At 65.1% G+C, this 20902-nt stretch carries 20 protein-coding genes and 1 pseudogene; 15 read left to right on the forward strand and 6 right to left on the reverse strand.

Annotated features, from left to right (window positions below; all coding sequences use genetic code 11):
- Positions 1 to 95: 95 nt before the first annotated feature.
- Genes QUS11_08270 through QUS11_08280 form a run of 3 tightly spaced genes read left to right on the forward strand, consistent with a single transcriptional unit; the run spans position 96 to position 1795 of the window.
- Positions 96 to 785, forward strand: coding sequence for a hypothetical protein (locus QUS11_08270; GenBank protein MDM7993294.1), 690 nt, complete (start codon positions 96 to 98; stop codon positions 783 to 785).
- Between the two features lie 35 nt (positions 786 to 820).
- A complete protein-coding gene (locus QUS11_08275; protein ID MDM7993295.1) occupies positions 821 to 1156 on the forward strand; it encodes a hypothetical protein in 336 nt (111 codons plus the stop codon).
- An 18-nt stretch (positions 1157 to 1174) separates the two neighbouring features.
- Positions 1175 to 1795: a T9SS type A sorting domain-containing protein gene (locus tag QUS11_08280; protein MDM7993296.1), complete on the forward strand. Its 621-nt coding sequence runs from the start codon at positions 1175 to 1177 to the stop codon at positions 1793 to 1795.
- A 163-nt stretch (positions 1796 to 1958) separates the two neighbouring features.
- Here QUS11_08280 and QUS11_08285 read toward each other — a convergent pair whose 3' ends face one another.
- Positions 1959 to 2759, reverse strand: coding sequence for an inositol monophosphatase family protein (locus QUS11_08285; protein MDM7993297.1), 801 nt, complete (start codon positions 2757 to 2759; stop codon positions 1959 to 1961).
- 107 nt (positions 2760 to 2866) lie between these two features.
- Here QUS11_08285 and QUS11_08290 point away from each other — a divergent pair, with 107 nt between their 5' ends.
- The gene (locus tag QUS11_08290; protein MDM7993298.1) at positions 2867 to 3613 is read left to right on the forward strand and encodes a hypothetical protein; all 747 of its coding nucleotides are present in this window, start codon (positions 2867 to 2869) and stop codon (positions 3611 to 3613) included.
- Here the strand turns inward: QUS11_08290 and QUS11_08295 are convergent.
- Positions 3540 to 4559 carry a hypothetical protein gene (locus QUS11_08295; protein ID MDM7993299.1) on the reverse strand — a complete coding sequence of 340 codons (1020 nt, stop codon included), beginning with the start codon at positions 4557 to 4559 and terminating at the stop codon, positions 3540 to 3542. The genes QUS11_08290 and QUS11_08295 overlap by 74 nt on opposite strands.
- Positions 4560 to 4618: 59 nt before the next feature.
- Here QUS11_08295 and QUS11_08300 point away from each other — a divergent pair, with 59 nt between their 5' ends.
- The 4 genes and pseudogenes from QUS11_08300 (at position 4619) to QUS11_08315 (ending at position 7462) form a co-directional block, all read left to right on the forward strand.
- The gene (locus QUS11_08300; protein MDM7993300.1) at positions 4619 to 5176 is read left to right on the forward strand and encodes a hypothetical protein; all 558 of its coding nucleotides are present in this window, start codon (positions 4619 to 4621) and stop codon (positions 5174 to 5176) included.
- 33 nt (positions 5177 to 5209) lie between these two features.
- The gene (locus QUS11_08305) at positions 5210 to 5734 is read left to right on the forward strand and encodes an Rrf2 family transcriptional regulator (GenBank protein ID MDM7993301.1); all 525 of its coding nucleotides are present in this window, start codon (positions 5210 to 5212) and stop codon (positions 5732 to 5734) included.
- Between the two features lies 1 nt (position 5735).
- Positions 5736 to 6104: pseudogene (locus QUS11_08310) on the forward strand (iron-sulfur cluster assembly scaffold protein).
- A gap of 197 nt (positions 6105 to 6301) precedes the next feature.
- Positions 6302 to 7462 (forward strand): aminotransferase class V-fold PLP-dependent enzyme, encoded by a 1161-nt coding sequence (locus tag QUS11_08315; protein ID MDM7993302.1) that lies wholly within the window; start codon positions 6302 to 6304, stop codon positions 7460 to 7462.
- 9 nt (positions 7463 to 7471) lie between these two features.
- Here QUS11_08315 and QUS11_08320 read toward each other — a convergent pair whose 3' ends face one another.
- Positions 7472 to 8227 carry a hypothetical protein gene (locus QUS11_08320; protein MDM7993303.1) on the reverse strand — a complete coding sequence of 252 codons (756 nt, stop codon included), beginning with the start codon at positions 8225 to 8227 and terminating at the stop codon, positions 7472 to 7474.
- 96 nt (positions 8228 to 8323) lie between these two features.
- Between QUS11_08320 and QUS11_08325 the strand changes: the two genes are divergently transcribed.
- Both QUS11_08325 and secD read left to right on the forward strand, forming a co-directional pair.
- Positions 8324 to 8716 carry a hypothetical protein gene (locus QUS11_08325; protein ID MDM7993304.1) on the forward strand — a complete coding sequence of 131 codons (393 nt, stop codon included), beginning with the start codon at positions 8324 to 8326 and terminating at the stop codon, positions 8714 to 8716.
- A gap of 157 nt (positions 8717 to 8873) precedes the next feature.
- Positions 8874 to 11744 (forward strand): protein translocase subunit SecD, encoded by a 2871-nt coding sequence (secD, locus tag QUS11_08330; protein MDM7993305.1) that lies wholly within the window; start codon positions 8874 to 8876, stop codon positions 11742 to 11744.
- Between the two features lie 94 nt (positions 11745 to 11838).
- Here the strand turns inward: secD and QUS11_08335 are convergent, their stop codons facing one another.
- On the reverse strand, positions 11839 to 13059 hold the full coding sequence (locus QUS11_08335; GenBank protein MDM7993306.1) for an ATP-binding protein: 1221 nt from the start codon (positions 13057 to 13059) through the stop codon (positions 11839 to 11841).
- On the reverse strand, positions 13056 to 13760 hold the full coding sequence (locus QUS11_08340) for a response regulator transcription factor (GenBank protein ID MDM7993307.1): 705 nt from the start codon (positions 13758 to 13760) through the stop codon (positions 13056 to 13058). Before QUS11_08340 ends, QUS11_08335 begins: the two co-directional genes overlap by 4 nt.
- A 79-nt stretch (positions 13761 to 13839) precedes the next feature.
- Between QUS11_08340 and QUS11_08345 the strand changes: the two genes are divergently transcribed.
- From QUS11_08345 to QUS11_08355, 3 genes are all read left to right on the forward strand, one after another.
- On the forward strand, positions 13840 to 14385 hold the full coding sequence (locus QUS11_08345) for a hypothetical protein (GenBank protein ID MDM7993308.1): 546 nt from the start codon (positions 13840 to 13842) through the stop codon (positions 14383 to 14385).
- A gap of 675 nt (positions 14386 to 15060) precedes the next feature.
- On the forward strand, positions 15061 to 16725 hold the full coding sequence (locus QUS11_08350; protein ID MDM7993309.1) for an SBBP repeat-containing protein: 1665 nt from the start codon (positions 15061 to 15063) through the stop codon (positions 16723 to 16725).
- Positions 16726 to 17465: 740 nt separating this feature from the next.
- Positions 17466 to 18878, forward strand: a complete 1413-nt coding sequence (locus QUS11_08355; GenBank protein ID MDM7993310.1) for a glycosyltransferase family 39 protein — start codon at positions 17466 to 17468, stop codon at positions 18876 to 18878.
- Positions 18879 to 18966: 88 nt separating this feature from the next.
- On the opposite strand, the gene QUS11_08360 is transcribed toward QUS11_08355, so the two are convergent.
- Entirely contained in the window at positions 18967 to 19335 is a 369-nt protein-coding gene (locus QUS11_08360) for a hypothetical protein (GenBank protein ID MDM7993311.1), read from the reverse strand.
- A 408-nt stretch (positions 19336 to 19743) separates the two neighbouring features.
- Here QUS11_08360 and QUS11_08365 point away from each other — a divergent pair, with 408 nt between their 5' ends.
- A complete protein-coding gene (locus tag QUS11_08365) occupies positions 19744 to 20055 on the forward strand; it encodes a transposase (protein ID MDM7993312.1) in 312 nt (103 codons plus the stop codon).
- Positions 20024 to 20881 (forward strand): IS3 family transposase, encoded by an 858-nt coding sequence (locus QUS11_08370; protein MDM7993313.1) that lies wholly within the window; start codon positions 20024 to 20026, stop codon positions 20879 to 20881. Before QUS11_08365 ends, QUS11_08370 begins: the two co-directional genes overlap by 32 nt.
- Positions 20882 to 20902 lie beyond the last annotated feature (21 nt).

Consider the following 20902-nt stretch of genomic DNA (forward strand, 5'->3'; position numbering starts at 1 on the left):
TTCTCGCACCGGCGTTCCCCCGGGTCAAGGTTTGCGTTGACTTGCCACATCCCGTGCTCCATGTTGCAGCACACAAGAAAAGGGAGGTCCGAGGCATGAGGAGTCTCTTTCTGGTTACAGCAGTCGCAGCCGTCGCCCTCGCAGGCCCCAGGATCGGCGGGAGGGTGGGGTACTACAGCGGCTCCGACCCGAGGACCGAGGACGGAGGGTCGAGCCCGGTCTTCGGCGGGCAGATCATCCTGCCCCTGATGGAGATGGTGGCGGTCGAGCTGAGCGCGGGCTACGCCTCCAGCGAGACCGACATAGTGATGCAGGACTATCTCATCGACTACATCGAGGAGGAGGAGGGGATAGAGGTCGACCAGGACTCCCTTCTCCAGTACCTCGAGGAGGAATGGGGATGGGAGGGGCCGGGTGACCAGCTCCTGCAGAACTACACCGCCACCTTCCACGACCTCGACGTCGCGGCCACTCTCAAGATCTTCCTGCCCGTGAGCAGCCTGCCCATCGAGCCGTACATCGGCGGGGGCGGCGGGGCGCACATCATGGTGAGCGACGCCGACCTGCTGATCCAGTACGTCGAGCAGCAGACCGGCCAGGAGTCCCCCCTGGACGTCTACGACAAGGTGCATCCGTCCGTACACGGGGTCGTCGGTGCGAGCTTCCAGCCCGCGGCTCTCCCTGTCGGCTTCTTCGCCGAGTACAGATATGCCAGGGCTCTCGGTGACGAAGCCGGCGCCGGTGACATCAGCTCGGTCTACACCGGCGTAAACCTGGGCTTCTGAGTTTCCGCGTCCGCGCGGAAGGGGAGGGGTGACGAGTGAAGAGGGTCTTGTTGGCGGTGCTGCTCTCGCTGTCCGTCGCATCCGCTCAGACGGTTCTCGGGACCATCGATGCTCCCGACACCAACATCAGCGGGCTTGCGTACGGCGGCGGGTCGCTCTGGGCAGTCGACGGGGTGACCAACTACCTCCACAGCGTCGATCCGGCCACAGGCAGCGTTCTCGGCTCCTGGTACATCACGCCCGTCGCCGGTGAGACGCCTACCGGGTGCGCGTTCGGGAACAGCACGGTCTACGTGGGGATGTCGAACGACTACGTCAACATGTACAACACGTCGGGGGAGTATCAGGGTCAGTTCACCGTAGCCTGTTGAGGAAGCCAGCTCTCGTCGGTGACGGGACTGGGTTCGGATGCATCGAAGCTCTATGCGATCGGCGCCAGCACCTACGGATACTCGGTCGAGACCTTCACCTGGACGGGCACGGTCGGGTCGACCCCCTATGTGAACAGCTTCAACTCCGGCCTGGGCACGCCCTACGACATCGACATCTCGGGCGGGCTGATCTGGGCGGCATGCGACGGCGTCGACAGCCCCGTGAAGGCCTACAGCACGGCGGGCGTCCTCGTGAACATGATCCCCGGATCGGTCGTGGAGAACGCAGCCAGGGGCGTCGCGTTCGAGTCGGCCAACATCGTCTGGGTGAGCAACCCGGAGACGGACAAGATCTACAGGATCGACCTCTCGCTCGGCGTCGGCGATGAAGAGGGCGGCGCAGTGTCCTCATCGCTCCGCGCGAGCGACAACCCGTTCTCCTCGTCCGTGGTCATAAGCGGAACCGGCTTCGTCGATGGAGCGACCATCGAGATCTTCGACGCAACCGGCAGGATCGTCGATTCGGCCCCGTTCGAGGGCAGCTTCACCTGGACCGGGAGCGGGGCGCCGGCCGGCGCGTACCTGGTCAGGGTGAGCGACGGGAACAACCTGGAAAGCCTGCGCCTGGTAAGGTTCTAGCAGATTCGTCCGGAACGAGGGGGTCCCGCTGCGGCGGGGCCCCCTTTCCGGTCCAGCCCTGGTTTCAGATGCTTCAGATGTATCAGACCTGCGACGGCATTGGATCATTATCTAGTAGAATCAAGCAGGATCCCGAATCGCAGGGATGCAGGAATCGATCTCCTCAGCGTTCCGGGGATCCGATCCCATCCAGCATGGCCTGCATGATTCCGGGCGCGGCTGCGATGACCCCGCCGGATCGAGTCGACCAGGGCATGCGATCCCAGCCCATGACCTTCCCTCCGGCCTCTTCGACGGCCAGGACGCCGGCGGCCATGTCCCACGGGCGCAGATGCTCCTCCCAGTATCCGTCGAGCCTTCCCGAGGCCACATAGCAGAGATCCAGCGCGGCCGAACCGGTCCGCCTGATGCCCCTGACCCTCGCGAGATGGTAGAGGAGGGGCTTCACGTCGAATCCGAGGCTGCCGGGCTGGCGGCTGTAGGGGAAGCCCGTGGCGAGGATGGACTCGTCCAGCGTCCGGGCCTCCGAGACGCGGATCCGGGAGAGGGAGCCCGAGCGGCTACAGAGACTCGCACCTCCTCCTCGCTCGGCGACGAACGTCTCCCGTCGCAACGGGTCGTGCACGCATCCCGCAGTGATGTCCCGTCCGTCGGAGAAGGCGATCGACACCGAGAAGAACGGGAAGCCGTGGGCATAGTTTGCGGTCCCGTCCAGCGGATCGACGAGCCAGAAGGGCCTCCCCTCCGGGATGGGAACCCCGGTCCCCTCCTCCCCGATGAAGACCACATCCGGGCAGGCTTCCGCCAGACCGGCCCTAATGTGATCCTGGCTCCGCAGGTCGGCTTCGGTCAGGAACTCCCTGCCCTCCTTGCCCTCTAGCCTGTGGGGTAGCCCGAAACCTTCGAGCAGGATGATGCCCGCCTCCTCCGCCGTCCTCCTCATGAGGCCGGTCAGCCCGCCCATGCGCTCTCCTCCCGGGACTGGTGGGTGCTCATATTCCGGTTTCCGGAACCGTGGGCCTCCCGTGACGGGATAAAGGTTCCGGCGGGGAGGGTATCCTGAAGGATGCGATGACGAGGGCGATCGGAACGGCCGGCATCGGCCTCGGGCTCGTCTCGATGCTCTGCGGTACTTTCCTGGCGGCCGTCTCCGGAGACTGGGGGCGCAGGGTGGCTGCCTCCGCCACCGGGCTCGTGGACGGCCTGGATGGTGCCGAGAGGGCGATGGCGGTCCTGGGGGAGGACCTCGAGGGCACGACATCCCTGATGGACGAGATAGGAGGAGCGGTCTGGCAGACCGCCGGCATCGTCGACCAGACGAGGGCGACCCTGGTCAGGGTCGATTCCGCCGGCTCCAGGATGATCGACTTCTCGGACCTCCTGTCGGACGACCTTGAAGACATGTCCTCCCTGCTCGGCCCCCTGGCCTCCGGCAGATTCACAGCCCCGGCCTCCAGGCTGAGGCTCGCCTCGTCTTCCGGTGACACCGTGCTCGTGCTGCTCTCGAACCTGCGGTCGCGTCTGGGATCCCTGTCCTCGACGCTCCGCGTGGTCTCCGCATCGGTCGATTCCCTGGCCGCCGACATCGAGGTCACAAGCGCGACCATGTCATCGGCCCGGAACGGGATCGACGGTGTGCGCAGAGCAGCGGCACTTCTCGCCGTCGACGACATCGCCTCCGCGATGATCCTCCTCCCGGGGCTCCTGCTCTTCTTCCTGGGAGTACAGGAGGTCCTGCTGGGCTCTATGCTCCGGAAGTCGGGCATGCCCTCCCCCTCTTCTCCCTCCCCGGCGCCGGGAGCGAAGCAAGATCCCTGATACTCGAGGGATCGTCGTCTCCGGGCACGGCCTCCATCTCCAGCACGCGCTCGTCACCCGGCACGAAACCCAGCCTTGCGATCGTGTTGGTCTCCCTGTGCCTTATCGCGAGGTTCATCCAGTTGTACTGCCGCGGGAAGGCCGTTCCGAGATCCGAGATCCTGTCGAAGAGAACCTGTGAAGCCAGGCGGAGATCTCCTGGCAGGTCGAGCCGGGAGATGCATATCCTGTACCTGAGCCCCGGGAGGATGTGGTTGACCGCGATCACAACGGCACACCCGGTAGCCTCCCTCAGCCTGTGGAACGTCGAGGGGGCCAGCACCGGCACCCCGAAGCTCCGGACCCACGTCCCTCCGGTCCCGCCGAAGCCGGTGGGCGCGGTCTGCACTATCCCCCCGGCCTCGAGAGCCCTGTACATCCATCTCGGATTGTCCGAAGGGAAGGCGATGTGGTGGGTGCGGGCGGAGGTCGACAGCCTCGCCCGTCTCACCTCCTCCGGCGCCCCCTGGTAGTCCGTCGACAGAACGTGCATGTCATATCCCGCCAGGGCCATGGCGATGTGCATCGTCCGCTCGTCGCCGAAATGCGGGGCGAGGAGGAGCACTCCGCGTCCTCCGGCGAGCAGGCCGTCCAGTTCCGCCCGCCCCTCCCACTCCACGCAGTCGTCGAGGTTGTCCGGATCCAGCAGGGATGCCCTGAAGAGGCCCAGCATCGCGCCCTGATGGGCCATCCAGTAGCTCCGCATGATCCCGCGGCGCCAGGCCGGCCCCTCGGAAGGGAAGATCCTCGCGAGATGGCCCATGTAGACACTGCGCCTGCCGCTCCTGCCCAGCATGTCGACAACCAGCCTGAGCGACGCGAGCAGTCGGACGAGGCCGTCCGGGCACGTTCTCCCCGCCGAGCGGTAGAGTATCTCGACAAGACGATAGTAGCTTCCCCTGAACAAGGATCCTCCGAGGTCTGTGCCGTTCCGGCGGGTGCCGTATAATAAGCAGGGGGTGGGGAGTGAGGAATACCGCAGTTCTCCTGGCCGTGCTGCCGGTCGCGCTCCATGCCGGCTCGTTCCGGCTCTCGCGCGACACGCTCGAGATCCCCGTAGGCCAGTTCAGGTGGATCGGATTCACCGTCGACATCGAGCAGCAGGAGGAGACGAGGATAGAGGGGTTCCTCACCGTCGTGCCCGACTCGTCCTCCATAGAGCTCATTCTGATGCACAGGGACGACTTCCACAGATGGTCCGCGGGCGGAACCGATGTCGACACCCTGTACCGCTCCGTCACCGGTGGCGGAGAGGTCATGATCCCGATCGACGGCTTCGGCGACATGGTCCTCGTGATCTCGAACCGCGGCAACTATGCGCCCGCCTCGTTATCCGCCTCGCTCGACCTCGCCTTCGAGGGCAGCGGGGTGCGCTACAGCCCCATCCTCACAGGGAGCAGGATCGTCCTGATCATGGTGGCAACCGGCATGACGGCCGCCCTCCTGATAGGAATCGCCTCCAGGGAGGCTGCGCGCCGCAGGAGACGCCGAATGGCCTCCGGCAGGGTTGACGGGCGGGATTGATCCGGGTAATTTCCTACATGGCCGGGAGGTAATATGCTCGTCTCGACGAGGAGCAGATACGGACTGCGCGCCATGGTCGAAATGGTCAGGGAGGGCTGGAACCTGCCCGTCTCCCTGGCGAGGCTCGCGGAGATCGAGGAAGTTTCGCAGCGGTACCTCGAGCAGATCTTCCTCAGGCTGAGGGAGGCCGGGCTCGTTACCGGAAGGCGCGGGCCCAAGGGGGGATACGTCCTCGCGAAGGATCCCTCCACTATCACTCTGCTCGAGATCATCACCACCCTCGAAGCGGGCTTCCTCGCACCGGGGTGCGCCGAGGACGCTCCGCACTGCTCCGGAGGGGGCTCGCACGAGAAGGAGCCATGCCACCGTCAGGAAGGCTGCGCGACCAGGATACTCTGGCGCGACCTGCGGCGCTGCTGCTTCGACTACCTCGGGAACCGGACCCTCTTCGACCTGGCCATGAGCTCCCGCGACGGTTCGCACGACACTGTTTCGCCCGTCACCCGGGCGCAGGGCATTCCGCCGCACGGCGCGGCGGTATCGGAAGGCGGAGCCTGAGATGTGGAAATACTCCGAGAAGCTGATGGATCACTTCGTCAACCCACGCAACGTCGGGAACATCGAGAACCCCGACGGACATGCGCAGGTCGGCTCTCCCGTCTGCGGCGACGCGATGACCCTCGACATTTCGGTCGACGATGAAGGCAGGATAAGCGATGTGAAGTTCCGGACCTTCGGCTGCGCCGGCGCCATTGCCTCCGCCTCGGCCCTGACCGAGATGGTCGCCGGGAAGACGCTCGAAGAGGCCCTCGCGGTCAAGAACAGGCAGATTGTCGACTATCTCGGCGGGATGCCCGAGGAGAAGTACCACTGCTCGGTCATGGGGCACGAGGCTCTTCGGGATGCGATCGCCGACTACAGGGCGAAGGTCGGCGAGGTCGAGCGCGAGGCGCTCGCAGCTGTGGAGGCGGTGAAGGCCGAAGCGCCGGGACTCGCCATGCTCAGGGCAAGGCCCGGTTCCGTGGCCATCCGCATGGATGGCGAGCCTCCGGCCGGCCTTGCGGACAGGCTGGCCGGCTCGATCTCGGCAGCCCTCGGCAGGAGGATAGAGGTGGAGTTCCGTCGATGAACGTCTACCTCGACAACAACGCCACCACACCTCTCGATCCCCTGGTCCTCGCCAGGATGCTGCCCTTCCTGGGCGAGAGGTTCGGGAATCCTTCGAGCTTCCATTCCTTCGGCAGTTCGCTCATGGAGGCCATCGAAGAATCGCGCGGTAGGGTGGCTTCGCTCATCGGCGCGCCAAGGTCTGCCGCGGGCAGGCCGGCGGTGGTCTTCACCAGCGGCGGCACGGAGAGCGACAACTGGGCTCTCAGGGGTTCCCTGGCGGCCACCGGCCGCAGGACGATCGTCACAACCCCCGTCGAGCACCCTGCCGTCCTCGAGACTGCCAGGCAGCTCGAACGCGAAGGCTTCGAGCTCCGCGTCGCGCGCGTCACCTGCGACGGCGTGCTCGACATGGACAGCATCCGGGAGGCCATCGATCCCACGGTTGCAGTCTTGTCCGTCATGGCGGCCAACAACGAGACCGGAGTGCTGATGCCGATCCGGGAATGTGCCGAGATGGCGCATTCCGTCGGGGCGCTATTCCACACCGACGCCGTGCAGGCGGCCGGGAAGATCCCCCTGGACGCGGAAGGCGACGGGATCGACCTGCTGAGCCTGTCCGCCCACAAGATCCACGGACCCAAGGGAGTGGGCGCTCTCTACGTCAGGCCCGGCCTCGATCTGCCCGCATTCGTCCATGGCGGGCACCACGAGTCCGGCCTGCGGGCGGGCACCTACAACGTACCGGGCATCGCCGGCCTGGGGGAGGCGGCCAGGCTCGCCCTGGAGGAGATCGGCCCCGGCACCTCGGCGATCCTGGCCCTGCGCGACCGTCTCGAGAACGGCATGAAGGCAACCTGCCCGGGGGTCAGCATAGCGGGCGCTCTCGCCCCCCGCCTCCCCAACACCACCACGGCGCTCTTCAGCGGCGTCGAGAGCGAAGCCATCCTCACCCTGCTGGACATGAGGGGCATAAGCGTCTCGTCGGGATCGGCCTGCAGCACGGGCAGCAAGGATCCCAGCCATGTCCTGAGGGCGATGAACGTCGACCGGAACCTGGCGAACAGCGCGGTCAGGTTCAGCCTGAGCCGCTTCAACACGGCCCATGAGATCGACTACACGCTCGAGGTGCTCGCGGACGTGATAGACAGACTGAGAAGGATATCGCCCTACGTCTGAAGGCGCCGCTCAGATGAGGGAGGGATAGACCGCGGCGGAGACGGAGGCTCCGAAATCCGGCTCGTCGGACATGGAGGCCTCGGCGGATACCCCCGTGACCAGCCAGTCAAGGGGAGCCCAGACGATGCCCGCCGCCGCATCGGGGTCGGATCCCGTCCTCGAGCCCGCCCCGATCCATATCTGCGTTTCCGGCATCACGTAGCTAGCGCACCCGACCGCCACGTCCAGTCCGTCGGTGATCCTGGCGTGGAGGGGGTCGTCGCCTCCCGAGGCGAAGTAGCCTGCATCGACCGAGAGCCTGAACAGCCTGAACACCGTGCTGGTGCAGATGCCTGCGCGGGCCTCGGCCCCGCGGTCCCTGGGCGCATCGCCGGTCGGCAGTGTCAGCGATCCCTTCAGAGCGAGGGCGGTGCCTCCCCTTGCGGTCTCGTAGAGGTACTTCACCCCCATGGAGATGTCTCCGACAGGGCCTTCCTCGAACACCGAATCCCATACGTACACGGGGATGGACGCACCCGCCTCGACGCCTGGCGCGGCGCCCCATGCCGCGGAAAGCGACAGGGGGGCGGTGCCGAAGTCGCCTCCGGGCATCCTGGCTCCCATCGTGGCGCCGATTCGGAACGAGCCCTCGGGCAGGAAATCGCCCGTGCCCAGCCTCCAGTATCCCGAGAGCCCGTCGCCGGTGGGCAGGGCTGCGGGGAGTTCGCCGGAGGGCGGCGTTGCGATGCCCGCCGACAGGACGATGATCGATAGGATTGCTGGCATCACTGCACGACCTCCGTGGCGCTGTTGACCGGCGGTGAAGATAGGCAGAGAATAGCATGCCGGCCATGCCGCCGGCGGGAAGGGGCCCCGGGAACCATGCGAACCGGATCCGTAGCCGCGGTCCTGCTCGCGATGGTATCCCTGGCGGGGCTCGCCGTCATGCTCTTCACCGACGAACCCGAGCCTCCTGCGGAGGAGCCCGGCCCCGGCATCGAGCCGCCCGCGATCGAGGCCCTGTGCGGGGGTGTCGCGCTGGGCGGCATGCCCCGCATCCAGATGAGGGCGGATACGACCGTGCTCCTGCTCGACCTCGACGGAGCGCTTTTCACGATGACGCAGGCCAATCAGTACCTCATGTCGGCCCTGGCCGAGGCGCGGTGCCTGCATCTCGAGACCCGCACCCGGCCCGACGGAGGGCTCACGTTCCTGGCCTCCTACCCCGACGGCAGACCCCTCCGCATGGAGCTGAAACCCGTCGGCACGAGCTGAGCGATCGTTGACAGTGGCAATCTGATGCGGTTATTGATCGCCTTCCCGATGCAGTAACAGAATCCGGCCAGATACCGCTCCGCGAAGGGGCCCCTGCCCCGTTGCGCGCCAGGCGCATGAGAGCCCTAGCGGGGACACGACAGGAGGTTCCGAGGACATGAAGCGATCCGCCCTGGACTGGAGGCTGCTGAGTTCAGCCGCCCTCTTCGTCATCTCCGCACTGCTGATATGGCCGACGATCGACTGGTACTCCATGCCCGAGACGCAGCGCGACAGGGCCGAGGCCAGCGTCCAGCCCGAGACGGACAATCCCCACTTCGTCGCCCTCCTCGAGGAGATGAGGGCCGAGGGCGGAGAGGAGACGCTGTCCGACTACCGCGAGATCTACGAGCGCAGCAGGGGCACCATCAAGCTGGGGCTCGACCTGCAGGGCGGCATGTACCTCTCCTACATCATCGAGCCCGTAGGCGGCCTGGAGCCTTCCGAGGCCATAGAGCAGGCGCTCGAGACCATCCGGAACAGGGTGGACGAGTTCGGCGTCTCCGAGCCCTCCATCACCCGCCAGGGCCAGGACAGGATGGTCGTCCAGCTCCCGGGCATAAGGGACCCGGCGCGCGCGCGCTCCATCGTCGAGAGGCAGGCCCTGCTCGAGTTCAAAATCGTGGCCTATCCCAACGCCAGGGTGAGCATCCCCTCCGAGGTCCCCGCCCTGGCCGAGATCGATGCACTCCTGGCAGCCGAGGCCGCCCCGGCGGTCGATTCGGCCGCGACCGTTCCCGGACAGGTGGACGGAGACGTTCCGGCTTCGGACACGACGATCCAGCCCGCGGCGGATTCGATCTCCGGTACTCAGCCCGAAGAGGGCTTCTCCCTGCCCGAGACCCAGCCTGCCGATCAGGCCGCCGCCCTCCCGTCGGACTCCCTCCTCTCCATCCCCGAGATGCCCGCGGTTTCAGGCGGCTCGTTCACCGGGCTCATCCAGGGGGCGGACGAGTATTCCGCGCTCTCGCTCAGCATCTCCCCGGGCGACTGGATGATCGAGTCGGGCGAGGACTACGACCTGTTCATGAGCTACGTGACGAGGGCCGACGTCGATTCCATCCTCGCCGCGAGGAACCTTCTCCTGGTGACCGGTCGCGAGACCGAGACGCAGTCCGGCACCTTCCGCTCGCTCTTCCTCGTCCCGAGGGACGCCACCAGGGGATTCGACCAGAATACCGGCCTCGTGCGCGAGTACTACGCCCTCACGGGCGCCTCGCTCACCGACGCCTACATCAGGATGGGCGACGACCAGTCGCTCAGCAGCGCGCCATACCTCATCCTCGAGTTCGACTCCGAGGGCGCCGCCAACTGGGAGAGGATCACCGGCGAGAACGTCGAGGAAAGGGTCAGCGTCATCCTCGACGGCACGATGTACTCGGTCGCCACGATCCGCGAGCGCATCTCCGGCACCAGCACGAGGCTGTCCGGAGGCTTCTCGGTCGAGGAGGCGCGCGACCTCAGGCTCGTCCTGAAGGCCGGTTCCCTGCCGGCACGGCTGATCCTCGCCGAGGAGCAGACCATCGGCCCGAGCATGGGCAGGCAGGCGCTCGACAGGGGGCTCATCGCGGCCCTCGCAGGGTTCGCGATCGTAGCCTTGTTCATGATCGTCTACTACGGCACGGGCGGCGTGATCGCCACCGTCGGGCTCGTCCTGAACATGCTTCTCATCCTCGCGACGCTCTGCTTCCCCGGCCCACTGGCCCGCCTGGGCGTCTCGGGTCTCGGAGCAACCCTGACGCTGCCCGGCATCGCCGGCATCGTCCTCACGATAGGCATGGCCGTCGATGCCAACGTGCTGATCTTCGAGCGCATCCGCGAGGAGCGGAGGTCGGGCAAGAGCATAAGGCCAGCCGTCGAGGCCGGCTTCGCGCGCGCCTTCACGACGATCCTCGACTCGAACCTGACCACCCTCATCACGGCCCTCATCCTCTACAGGTTCGGCACCGGGCCGGTGCGCGGGTTCGCGGTCACCCTCTCGATCGGTATCCTCGCGAGCCTCTTCTGCTCGCTGGTGTTCGGGCGAGGCGTCTTCGAACTCCTCCTGCGGAAGAAGTCGCGCACCGACATAGGCCTGGGCAGGCTGCACTTCTTCCTGGGCTCGAAGATCGGGTTCGTGAAGATCCGGAAGACGGCCTACGTCATCTCCCTGGCCCTGATCCTCGCAGGAGTGGCGGCATTCGCACTCAACGGCGGGTTCAGGATGTCGATAGACTTCACCGGCGGCCTCGAGACCAACGTAACCGGTCCCGAGGGCATGACGGTCGAGCAGCTCCGGACTTCGCTGTTCGGCGCCGGGCTGGAGGGCGTGCAGGTCCAGCAGCTCGAGGACTACGAGGGCGAGGGCAACGCCTTCGTGATCAGGACCTCCACCATGGATTCCGAGGAGGTCAACGCCGCCCTGGTCGCCAACGGATGCTCCCCGATGGGCAGCGAAGAGGAAGGGACGGCCTACATCCGCCAGATCGGCCCGAGGGTGGGCTCCGAGCTCAGGTCGAAGGCCACCAGCGCCGTGCTCCTGTCGTGGGTCGCGATCATCCTGTACGTCTGGTACAGGTTCCAGCTGAAGTGGGGGTTTGCCTCCGTGCTGGCCCTCGTCCACGACACGCTGATCACCCTGGGCTTCCTGGCCTTCGCCCGGATCGAGATATCGCTCACGATAATAGCGGCGATACTCACCATCATCGGGTACTCGATCAACGACACGATCGTCGTGTTCGACAGGATCAGGGAGAACAGGAGGCTCCGCAAGGGCCGGACCTTCGAGGAGACCGTGGACATGAGCGTCAACGAGACGCTCAGCAGGACGATCATCACATCCCTGACCACGTTCCTCGCCGTGCTCGCCCTGTTCATCTTCGGCGTGGGCGAGATAGCCGACTTCGCCCTGACGATGTGCCTGGGCCTCGTGGTAGGCACCTACTCGTCGGTCTTCGTCGCGGGCATGCTGCTCGTGGACTGGAAGGGCCGCAGGGAGCGAGCCCAGTAGGGCTCCCGCAGTAACAACCGTACCGGCTCGTGCGGCCGGGACCCCTCGGGTTCCGGCCGCACTCTTTCCATGGCGTTTCGTTTCGGGAGAACGGTCAGCGGTCGGGCAGGTGTATCCGGACGGAAGCCCCTCCGCCGGGGGAGTTCGAATACTCCACGAACCCCCCGTGCAGCGAAGCGACTCGTTCGACTATGGCGAGCCCGAGCCCCGAGCCGGGGCTTCCCGGGCCCTTCACGAAGGGCCTGCCCAGCCTGCCCGTCAGAGAGGGATCGAATCCCGTCCCGTCATCTGTGACAGTGATGTCGGTTCCTCCCCCGCCGCGCGCCAGGCGGACCCTGACCGAGCCCGCGGCGTGCCTGACCGCGTTCATGACGACGTTGGACAGCGCCCTGGCCACCATCGAGCGGTCTGCGGTACACTCGGCCCCGCCCTCCACCCTCACCTCGACGTCGGGCCGGCTCCAGTTCTCCGAATCGGCGATCTCGGATGCGAGGATGCCGAGGTCGACCCGCGACATGCCCGTCCCGTCAGCCCGCGAGAGCCTGTTGAAGGTGAGGAGCTCGGTCAGGAGGGCGTCCATGCTCGCCATGTCCTCCTCCATCACTCCCAGTCTCGCCGGATCGGCGGCTCTGCCGCGGTCGCGCATCAGCTCCAGGGAGAGCCTCATCCGCGCAAGGGGGGTCCGTGTCTCGTGGGCGACCATCCCCAGCAGCTCCTGGTGCGATGAGATCAGGGTCTGGATGCGGTCGGCCATCCCGTTGAAGGTCTTGCCCAGCGAGTCGACTATGTCCCCGTGCGCCTCGGTGCGGACCCTGGCCGACAGGTCCCCCGAGGCTATCGACGCGGCTGCGTCCTCCAGGCGGGAGAGCCTCTTCCGCAGAGGCTTCAGGGAGGTCATGAGGACCGCCCCCTCGGCGAGTACGAGCAGGGCCACGAAGAGCAGGGGGGTGTACCGGTTGGGGCCGTGCCTCCCGCCTGGGAAGACGGGAACCTCGACTATGAGACCCCATTCCTCCGGAAGCCCCTGGAGGAAGATGTGCCCCGGCCTCGGAGGCGGGGCCGGCAGCCCCGAACGAGGATCATGCGGCCGCAGCACTCGCGCGCCTATGCCCATCGAGTCGGCGACTGCGAGTATCCCGCCCTCGCCCGGGGACCCACGCGAGACTATCTCGTCCCTGAACTCCGCCAGGGTGTTCCTGTAGTATTCCCCGGCCTTCTCGGGGATGATCTTGAACGCGAAGAGGAATGCCACGCCGAGCACGAGGAGGATCGTCGCCGCCAGCGGCAGGTAGATGCGGAGGAAGAGCCTGTTCACGCCGGCCCGGGCAGGGCGAGCATGTAGCCCATGCCCCTCACAGTCCTGATGAGGTCCGCGCCCCCCTCGACCGCCGCCATCTTGCGCCTGAGCCTGGAAACGAGCACATCCACGGACCTGTCGAAGGAGTCGAAGTCGATGCCCCTCAGCTCCTCGACGAGGCGCGACCGCTCCTGCACCCGCCCGGCTCGCCGCGCCAGGAGGACGAGGAGGTCGAACTCCGTCGTGGTGAGATCCAGCTCGGTGTCCGAAATCCAGGCCCTCCTGCTGGAGATGTCGAGCCTGACGCTTCCGGCGAGGAGGGTCTCGGCCCCGGAGTCGCCCGCGGCCCTTCGGAGGAGCGCCCTTATCCTGGCCAGCAGGACTCTGGGCGAGGAGGGCTTGGTGATGTAGTCGTCACCCCCGAGCTCGAGGCCGACGATCATGTCGGTCTCATCCCCGAGGGCCGTGAGGAACAGGACGGGACCGCGCCATGTCATCCTGATGGATCTGCAGACGTCGAGCCCGTTCCCGTCGGGCAGCATGATGTCCAGCACGATCAGGTCGGGATTCCAGACCGCGACCGCCCGTTCTGTCCCTTCCGCCCGCGGCGAGAGTCTGACTTCCATGCCGTGCGACGTCAGGTATTCGGAAAGCAGGGAACCGAGTGCCGGGTCGTCCTCTATAACCAGTATCCTCGGAGCGGCCGGAGGTAGCTTCATCTGACCCCGTTCCGTTGACGAAGGAGTTCCAGGACATATTCTATCTCGATCCCGCAGTGTCACCAATACCGGAGGAAAGATGTCCACAGTTCTGGCAATACTGACAGGAGCGCTGATCGCTTCCGGCAACAACGGCGGCCCGATCTACACGCTCGAGTATCCCGGCTTCGTCTTCGAGTGGCTCCCCGGAAGCATGAACCCTCCCGTAGAGGGGAGCATCGATGAAGAGAGCGGAGCAGTCGCGGCTTCGCCCTCAGCGGAGGGGTTCGACCTCCGCATCCACTACTGGCGCGAGTCCATCCCGATGGAGGATCGCGCACAGTGGCTCACGGGCAGGGTGATGTCGGAACTGTCCCCCGAAGCTCTCGAAATGCTCCTCATGGGTGAGGTATCGTGGCTCGAGGGCAGCATGGAGAGCTCCGAGAGGACCGGGGGCTCCGTCGGTCTCGTGGTGGCGGTGAACTTCAACATCATCACCGAGAACGGCTCCGTCCGGGGCAGGGGGAGGGCGTACGGCGTCTTCACCGACGAGTACTCGCTTCTCGTCTACGGGCTGGCGCCCTTCGAGACCTGCGGTACGATCGGGTCCACCGTCGACTCGATCATCTCACACATGCACGTGTGACCCCTTCATTTCCGCTCACGCGGAAATGAAGGCGTCGCCAGCATGTTTGCTCCGCAAACATGCGAGAGACAATGACGTAAGCCATGGCGAACGTTCCTCTGCCGGCTCCCTGGCGGAGCCGGCAGTAGGTACGCCTCGGCCCTCCCATTGCCCGCCGTGCAGTGAATGCACAAGGTGGCGGGCAACTGCCGGGCCTGCTTATCTCCGTCGACACGGAGATAAGCGTGCCGGGCCGGCTCATTCCTGCGGACGTCTGCGGAAGTATGCTCCGGGTCCTATCGCGATTCGCCGTTCACGTTGACCGGATCGGTGTCGAATCGCTGTCGGACCTGCTCATTCCTGCTTCGGCGGATATTTGCTCAGGCCCTCTCGCAGTCCGCCTTTTCCCGGGTGCGCAGAGTGGCGGACTGCTGCCGGGCCAGCTCATTCCTGCGGACGCAGGAATGAGCGAGTCGCCAGCATGTTTGCGGACGAGGCTTTCGCAGGTTCGCTGCGAGAACCTGCTGTCCCCAGGCTCATCTCGATATACTGCATTCGAGACCTGCAAGAGTGCGTGCACCCCCGTTCTTCTCACTGCCAGAGCTCCGACGCTTCCATCCGTTGACAAACCCGACTGATGGGCCGAGAGTAGATCAGTACAACTATTCCAGTTCCGCCATCGGAGGAGAGTGGGCCGTGCGTACTACTTGTTTCCTCGCTGTCGTCGCTCTGCAGACACTCGTCTGCGGAACGTCCCTGGCTCAGTCTGACGGTGTGGTGCAGTCCTGGGTTGCCCGATACAACGGCCCCGGAAACGGAGCCGACCAGGCCACGGCCATCGAGGTCGACGGCGCTGGCAACGTGTATGTCACGGGATACAGCATCGGGAACGGATCTGCGCTCGACATGGCCACAGTGAAGTACGGCTCTACTGGATCGCAGCTCTGGGCGGTGCGCTACAACGGCCCCGGCAACGGAGACGACAGGGCCTCCGACATCGCCGTTGACGCCGCCGGCAACGTGTATGTCACGGGATACATCACCTGTCCGGGCACCGGAGAGGACTACGCCACGATCAAGTACGACGCATCCGGCAATCTGCAGTGGATCGTCGGTTACAACTGCACGGGCTCCGGGAGCGACAGGGCGGCCGCAATAGCCGTCGACGCCGCGGGCAACGTGTTCGTGACCGGACGGAGCTGGGGCCCGGGAACCGGGCTCGACTACGCCACCGTTGCGTATGGGCCGTCCGGCTCTCAGCTCTGGGTCGCCCGGTACGGTTCCGAGTACCACACCGACGAGGCCTGCGCGATCGCGACCGATCCGTCCGGCGGCGTGCGGGTGGCCGGCTCCAGCACATGGTACAGCTACGGCGGCATCCCCTCGACCGTCGACTACGTCACGATAAGGTACGGCGCCGACGGGACCGCGCAGTGGGTGGCCCGCTACAACGGTTCGGCCGGCATGGCCGACGATGCCAACGACATGGCTTTCAGCCCGGCCGGACTGGTGGTCGTGACCGGCGGCAGCTACTGCGAGATTACCGGCGGAGAGACGATCGACTACGCCACGATCGCCTACGACGACAACGGCGATACCCAATGGCTCTCCACCTACAACGGCCCGGTAGGGATCAGCACTGACGAGGCTTTCGCCGTAGCCGTCTCCGCCTCGGGCGCAGTCTGCACGGCCGGAGCGAGCATGGGCGAATACTGGAACTTCGATTACGCTACCGTGATGTACAGCCCCGGCGGCGCCCAGCAGTGGGTGTCGCGTTACAACGGGCCCGGCAACTCGGTCGACGAGGCCCGCGACCTGGTCCTGGACGGAGCCGGGAACGCCTATGTCACCGGCGTGAGCACCGGCAGCGGCACGAGCGGGGATTACGCCACGCTCATGTACAACTCTTCCGGTGCGCTCCAGTGGTCCATCCGCTACGACGGCCCGGAGCATGGGGAGGATCGCGCGGCAGCCATAGCGGTCGACGCCGCCGGCAACGCCTACGTCACCGGATACAGCCCCGGCACGGGAACCGGAGACGACTTCACCACCATCAAGTACGTCCAGACAACCGGAATGGGCGAGGAGGAGGGAACACCCTCCCTCGTGCTCGGCGTCGTCTCCAATCCGGCCCGTGCAGGGATGCCCGTCTCCCTTGCGGTCTCGGCCCCGGGCGTGTCGGAATGCAGGGTGGAGGCTTTCGCCGTCGACGGCCGGCTGGTGGCGCGCCTGCACGACGGGCCGGCACCCTCGGACGGGATGCTCGTCTGGGATGCCGGGCGCGTGCCGGCGGGAGTCTACATCATCCGGGCGACATCCGGTTCGCTGGAGGCGACCGCCCGGCTGATCCTGCTCCGCTGATCTCCGGTCGATTCCTGGTTTCAGATCCTTCATTTCCGCGTCTGCGGAAATGAAGGCGTCGCCAGCTATTCGCTGGAGGTGGATAGCGAGAGACCATGACTCCAGCCATGTGTACGCTCCGGCCTTCTCGCTGCCCGCCAGACGGATTGCATCGTGATGGTGGCGGGCAGCTGTCAGGCCTGCTGATCTCCGTCCGTGCGGAGATCAGCGTTTCAGATGCAGCGGCATCTTGTTGTTGCTCATGGATATGAGGGTATCACTAGCTTGCTGATACGAATGCAAATGACTACGGCATGCATGCAGGATGACAGTATGGCCGACTGGTGCAGTTGATCTGATCTTGGTCGGATGGGAACATTCGCGGGTGGGGCATCCTCATACTAGACTGCATTTCATTGCATGTCCTGCCCTGTCCCGATGCCGAGGGGCGGCGGCCGGACAGCCCCGCCTGTGGCCGGCGCCTCTCGAAAAATGGCGGAACCTAATTCCGGATCGCACGACCTGCGGCTCCGGCCTCGGGATGCGACATGGAGAGACTGGATCGCACCATGAGAAGGTGTTGACGGATCGTGGGATTCCCTGGTTCGGTTGACGGGAGGCGGAGAAGGGCGCAAGAATCCTGAAACCTCTCATCAGCGTTCTGACCCGGGAGTCTTGAAACCTGGCATGTCGGTCTGCTTCTGGAGTCCGGAGTCCTGTGAGGACCATCGAGCAGGCTGATGCGGTGGAACGGGGTCGATATGGCAGCCAGCTTCCGGGGAAGAGCCGGTGCACGTGATCTTGCGATAATTCTGGCCATCTTCGTCGTTGCCCTTGTTCCCAGGGCATATTCGGCCTTCTTCATGGCTCAGCACCCTTCCCTGCACTGGGATGCCGCCCACGATACCGTTCTTGCGCGAAACCTGGCTGCAGGACACGGCTTCGTGAACGAACCGGGACACCCTACCGCCTACCGGATGCCTCTCTATCCGTTCATCCTTTCGGTCTCGTTCAGGATGTTCGGTGAGAGGTACCGGCCGGTACTGGCCTTCCAGGCCCTCCTGGGCGCTCTTACGGCGGCGATTTCCGCAGCTCTGGCGCGGAAAGCCGGATCTTCAGCCGCCATGATCGCAGCGGGTGCCATGTGCGCGCTCAATCCCGAAGCGATTCGGATGACCGGCGTTATGCTCACCGAGACATTGTTTTCCTTTCTCGTCGTGGCATCCCTGCTGCTTCTCACCGAATGCAGAGGATGGGCCGGACCTCGGGGAACGGCCTGCATTCTCATGTCCGGGATCGTTATCGGGATGTCCGTTCTCTGCAGGGTCAACTCGATCGTATGGATCGCGGCTCTGGTTCCCTTCCTCCTGCTGGAGAAGAGCGGCGGGATACCCGCACGGCGCCTCCTTCGGATTCTCTGGCTGCTTGCCGGTGTGGCCATCGTCCTGGTCCCGTGGATGATACGGAATCAGTCGGTGATCGGGACTCCCGGACTATCAACGGCGGGCGGTAGGCTCTTCTGGGATTTCAGACACAATGACGCCGTGAGAGGAGATGCCGGGACCAGGCTTCCGGAGGCCTTTGTCGCAGCCAATGAAGCTGCGGCGCTCCGGGACCTTGCCGAAAGAGGGGGGGATCCCGCGCAGATGGTCCCCATCTTCAACCTCGAACCCGGATACCATGCCTTCTTCTACGACCAGGAGACGGTGGACGGGTTCGAGGGACTTGGGGAGGCAGAGGCCGACGCACTCTTCTACAGATTGGGAATCGACTACTCGTTACGCCATCCCCTCAGGACAGCTCTCGAATCCATCGCTGATGCCGTCAGGGTATTCTCCCCGGCGGAGAGGGGGGGAGGGATCAACCCTGTCCTGATGTTCGCTCTTCCCCTGATCCTGCTCGGTCTCTCCCGGATGAGACGCTCCTGCCCGTTCCAGTGGACCGCCCTGCTGACGGCCCTGTTCTCGATCGTCGCGGTTTCGGGGCTTGTCCTGTACGAGGCCAGATACCGGTTCCCCTACGAACCGCTGATGTTCGTCGCCTCCGCGGCAGGAATGGACTCACTGGTCTCCGGGACGGGCGGAGGGCGGCGGAAGGTGATCCTCCTGCTCGCGGGGCTCGCCCTGACCTCCGCGGCTGCGTACCTCACCCTTTCGGGACCTGTGACGTCCTGAACCGTCCCTGACTCGAAGCCGGCAATTCCTGTAGAGGCTCGAGAAAGTTAAAGGAGTTAAAAGCGTTCTCGTCCGGCCGACTGACGGATCAGGGCATGCCCAGGCCCGCGCCGAGGCTGAGCAGCCAGTCGTCCCTCTCCTCCCCGGACACGCGCCTGTAGACTCCCCCGAAGACCGAGACGAGAGAGAAGGACGTGCTCACCCGCGCACCGGCGTATATGGCGTCGGGATCATCCCATAGATACATGCCTGAAGCCGCCAGTCCGCCAGTGGAATAGGGCAGAAAGGCGAACAGCGAGCCCTTCACCCCGGCGTTGAGGCTGGCTCCGTCGCGCCCAGCCGAAGCAGAGATGAAAGGCCCCGCCGCTATGAGGAATCCGGCGGAGCTGTAGAAGTTGGCGCCGATCTCGCCTCCGAGCCGGAGCGGCCAGGAGTACTGCGCCTGGAATGTCGGCATGACGCCTTCGGAAAAGACAGATCCTGACTGCAGTGCTAAGGAGATCAGGAATGCCGGAGACATTGCCACCTCCTTGTCGCGCGGACACGCACATCGACCGGGCGCTGGATTATAGATGCCGCGCCTCGTCCGTGCGAGCTCCGGCCCTGCAGCGGCCCTCCCCGGACCCTCCGGCGGTTTCGGAGGATATGCTTCTCGTTGACACTGCGGGAATTGGGTTCGATATCAGGAGCGGGTCAGGGAATGCAACGGGGGTGGCAGGGATGGACGGGAATCGTTTTCTTTCCCACTTGTACCTCGTTCTCTTCATTGCATCCGCAGGGAGCTCACACGCACAGGATGAACTGGCCCCCTTTGGTGGACAGGAGGAGTAGTTAGAATTGGGCATGGCTTCTCGAGGGAGGGGACATGCCGAAGCGGGTGCACAGTGCTTCGTTCAAGGCGAAAGTAGCGTTGGAGGCGATCCGGGGAGAGAAGACGATAGCGGAGCTGGCGGTGCAGTACGGAGTGCACCCGGTTCAGATCAGCCGCTGGAAGGGCGAGTTCCTGGAGCGGGCTCCGGAAGTGTTTTCGGAGGGATCTGGGCGGAGCCGGGAGGCTGAGCTGCAGCGTGAGCTTGATGAAGCTCACCGGCAGCTGGGGCAGGCGAAGGTCGAGTTGGACTGGCTCAAAAAAAAAGCTGACGAGATTGAAGCCCGTCGAGCGAAGAGAAGCCGTTGAGAAGGGTAATCTGGAGATCAGCGTGGTACGGCAGTGTGAGTTGCTGGGCGTGAGCAGGTCGACGCTGTACCGGAAGCGGGCAGAGCGTGGTCGTGAGCAGAGCGAGTTGATGGCGGCGATCGACGAGATCTACACGGCGCATCCCTTCAAGGGGGCTCGCAGGATCAGCGATGATCTTGCGGATCGAGGGCTGAAGGCCGGCAGGAAGAGGGCGGGTCGATTGATGCGGCTGATGGGCATTGCAGCGATAAGCCCGCAGCCGTCGACGAGTCGACCGTCGGAGGATCACGAGAAGTACCCCTATCTGCTCCGAGGGCTGTCGATCACGCGGCCGGACCAGGTCTGGTCGTCGGACATCACCTATGTGAAGATGCCGCGAGGCTGGTGCTACCTGACGGTGATCATGGACTGGTACAGCCGGAAGGTGCTCTCCTGGCGGCTGTCGAACACGCTTGATCAGAGGTTCTGCGTGGAAGCGCTGGAAGAAGCGCTCGAGAGGTATGGTCGTCCCGGGATCCTCAACACGGATCAGGGCTGCCAGTACACCGGTCGGGAGTTCACAGGAGTGCTGAAGGCCGCCGGGATCAGGATCAGCATGGACGGGAAGGGTCGAGCCCTGGACAACGCGATGGTCGAGCGGCTGTGGCGCACCGTGAAGTACGAGGAGATCTACCTGAAGAGCTACAACGACATGGTGGAGGCAAGGATCGAGCTGGGAAGGTATCTGGGATGGTACAACTCGGAGAGGAAGCACTCTTCTCTGGGGAACAGGACTCCGGATGCCGCATACTCAACCCGGGAAACCGGAAACGATGAAGCAGCCTGATTCTAACGCAAACCGCCCCTC

It is taken from the genome of Candidatus Fermentibacter sp. (assembly GCA_030373045.1).
GTDB lineage: Bacteria > Fermentibacterota > Fermentibacteria > Fermentibacterales > Fermentibacteraceae > Fermentibacter.

Coding starts and splice junctions, on each gene's coding strand:
- QUS11_08270 (MDM7993294.1), top strand. CDS start 96: ATGAGGAGTCTCTTTCTGGTTACAGCAGTCGCAGCCGTCGCCCTCGCA.
- QUS11_08290 (MDM7993298.1), top strand. CDS start 2,867: ATGACGAGGGCGATCGGAACGGCCGGCATCGGCCTCGGGCTCGTCTCG.
- QUS11_08365 (MDM7993312.1), top strand. CDS start 19,744: ATGCCGAAGCGGGTGCACAGTGCTTCGTTCAAGGCGAAAGTAGCGTTG.
- QUS11_08315 (MDM7993302.1), top strand. CDS start 6,302: ATGAACGTCTACCTCGACAACAACGCCACCACACCTCTCGATCCCCTG.
- QUS11_08320 (MDM7993303.1), bottom strand. CDS start 8,227: ATGCCAGCAATCCTATCGATCATCGTCCTGTCGGCGGGCATCGCAACG.
- QUS11_08345 (MDM7993308.1), top strand. CDS start 13,840: ATGTCCACAGTTCTGGCAATACTGACAGGAGCGCTGATCGCTTCCGGC.
- QUS11_08325 (MDM7993304.1), top strand. CDS start 8,324: ATGCGAACCGGATCCGTAGCCGCGGTCCTGCTCGCGATGGTATCCCTG.
- secD (MDM7993305.1), top strand. CDS start 8,874: ATGAAGCGATCCGCCCTGGACTGGAGGCTGCTGAGTTCAGCCGCCCTC.
- QUS11_08340 (MDM7993307.1), bottom strand. CDS start 13,760: ATGAAGCTACCTCCGGCCGCTCCGAGGATACTGGTTATAGAGGACGAC.
- QUS11_08305 (MDM7993301.1), top strand. CDS start 5,210: ATGCTCGTCTCGACGAGGAGCAGATACGGACTGCGCGCCATGGTCGAA.
- QUS11_08355 (MDM7993310.1), top strand. CDS start 17,466: ATGGCAGCCAGCTTCCGGGGAAGAGCCGGTGCACGTGATCTTGCGATA.
- QUS11_08285 (MDM7993297.1), bottom strand. CDS start 2,759: ATGGGCGGGCTGACCGGCCTCATGAGGAGGACGGCGGAGGAGGCGGGC.
- QUS11_08360 (MDM7993311.1), bottom strand. CDS start 19,335: ATGCCGACATTCCAGGCGCAGTACTCCTGGCCGCTCCGGCTCGGAGGC.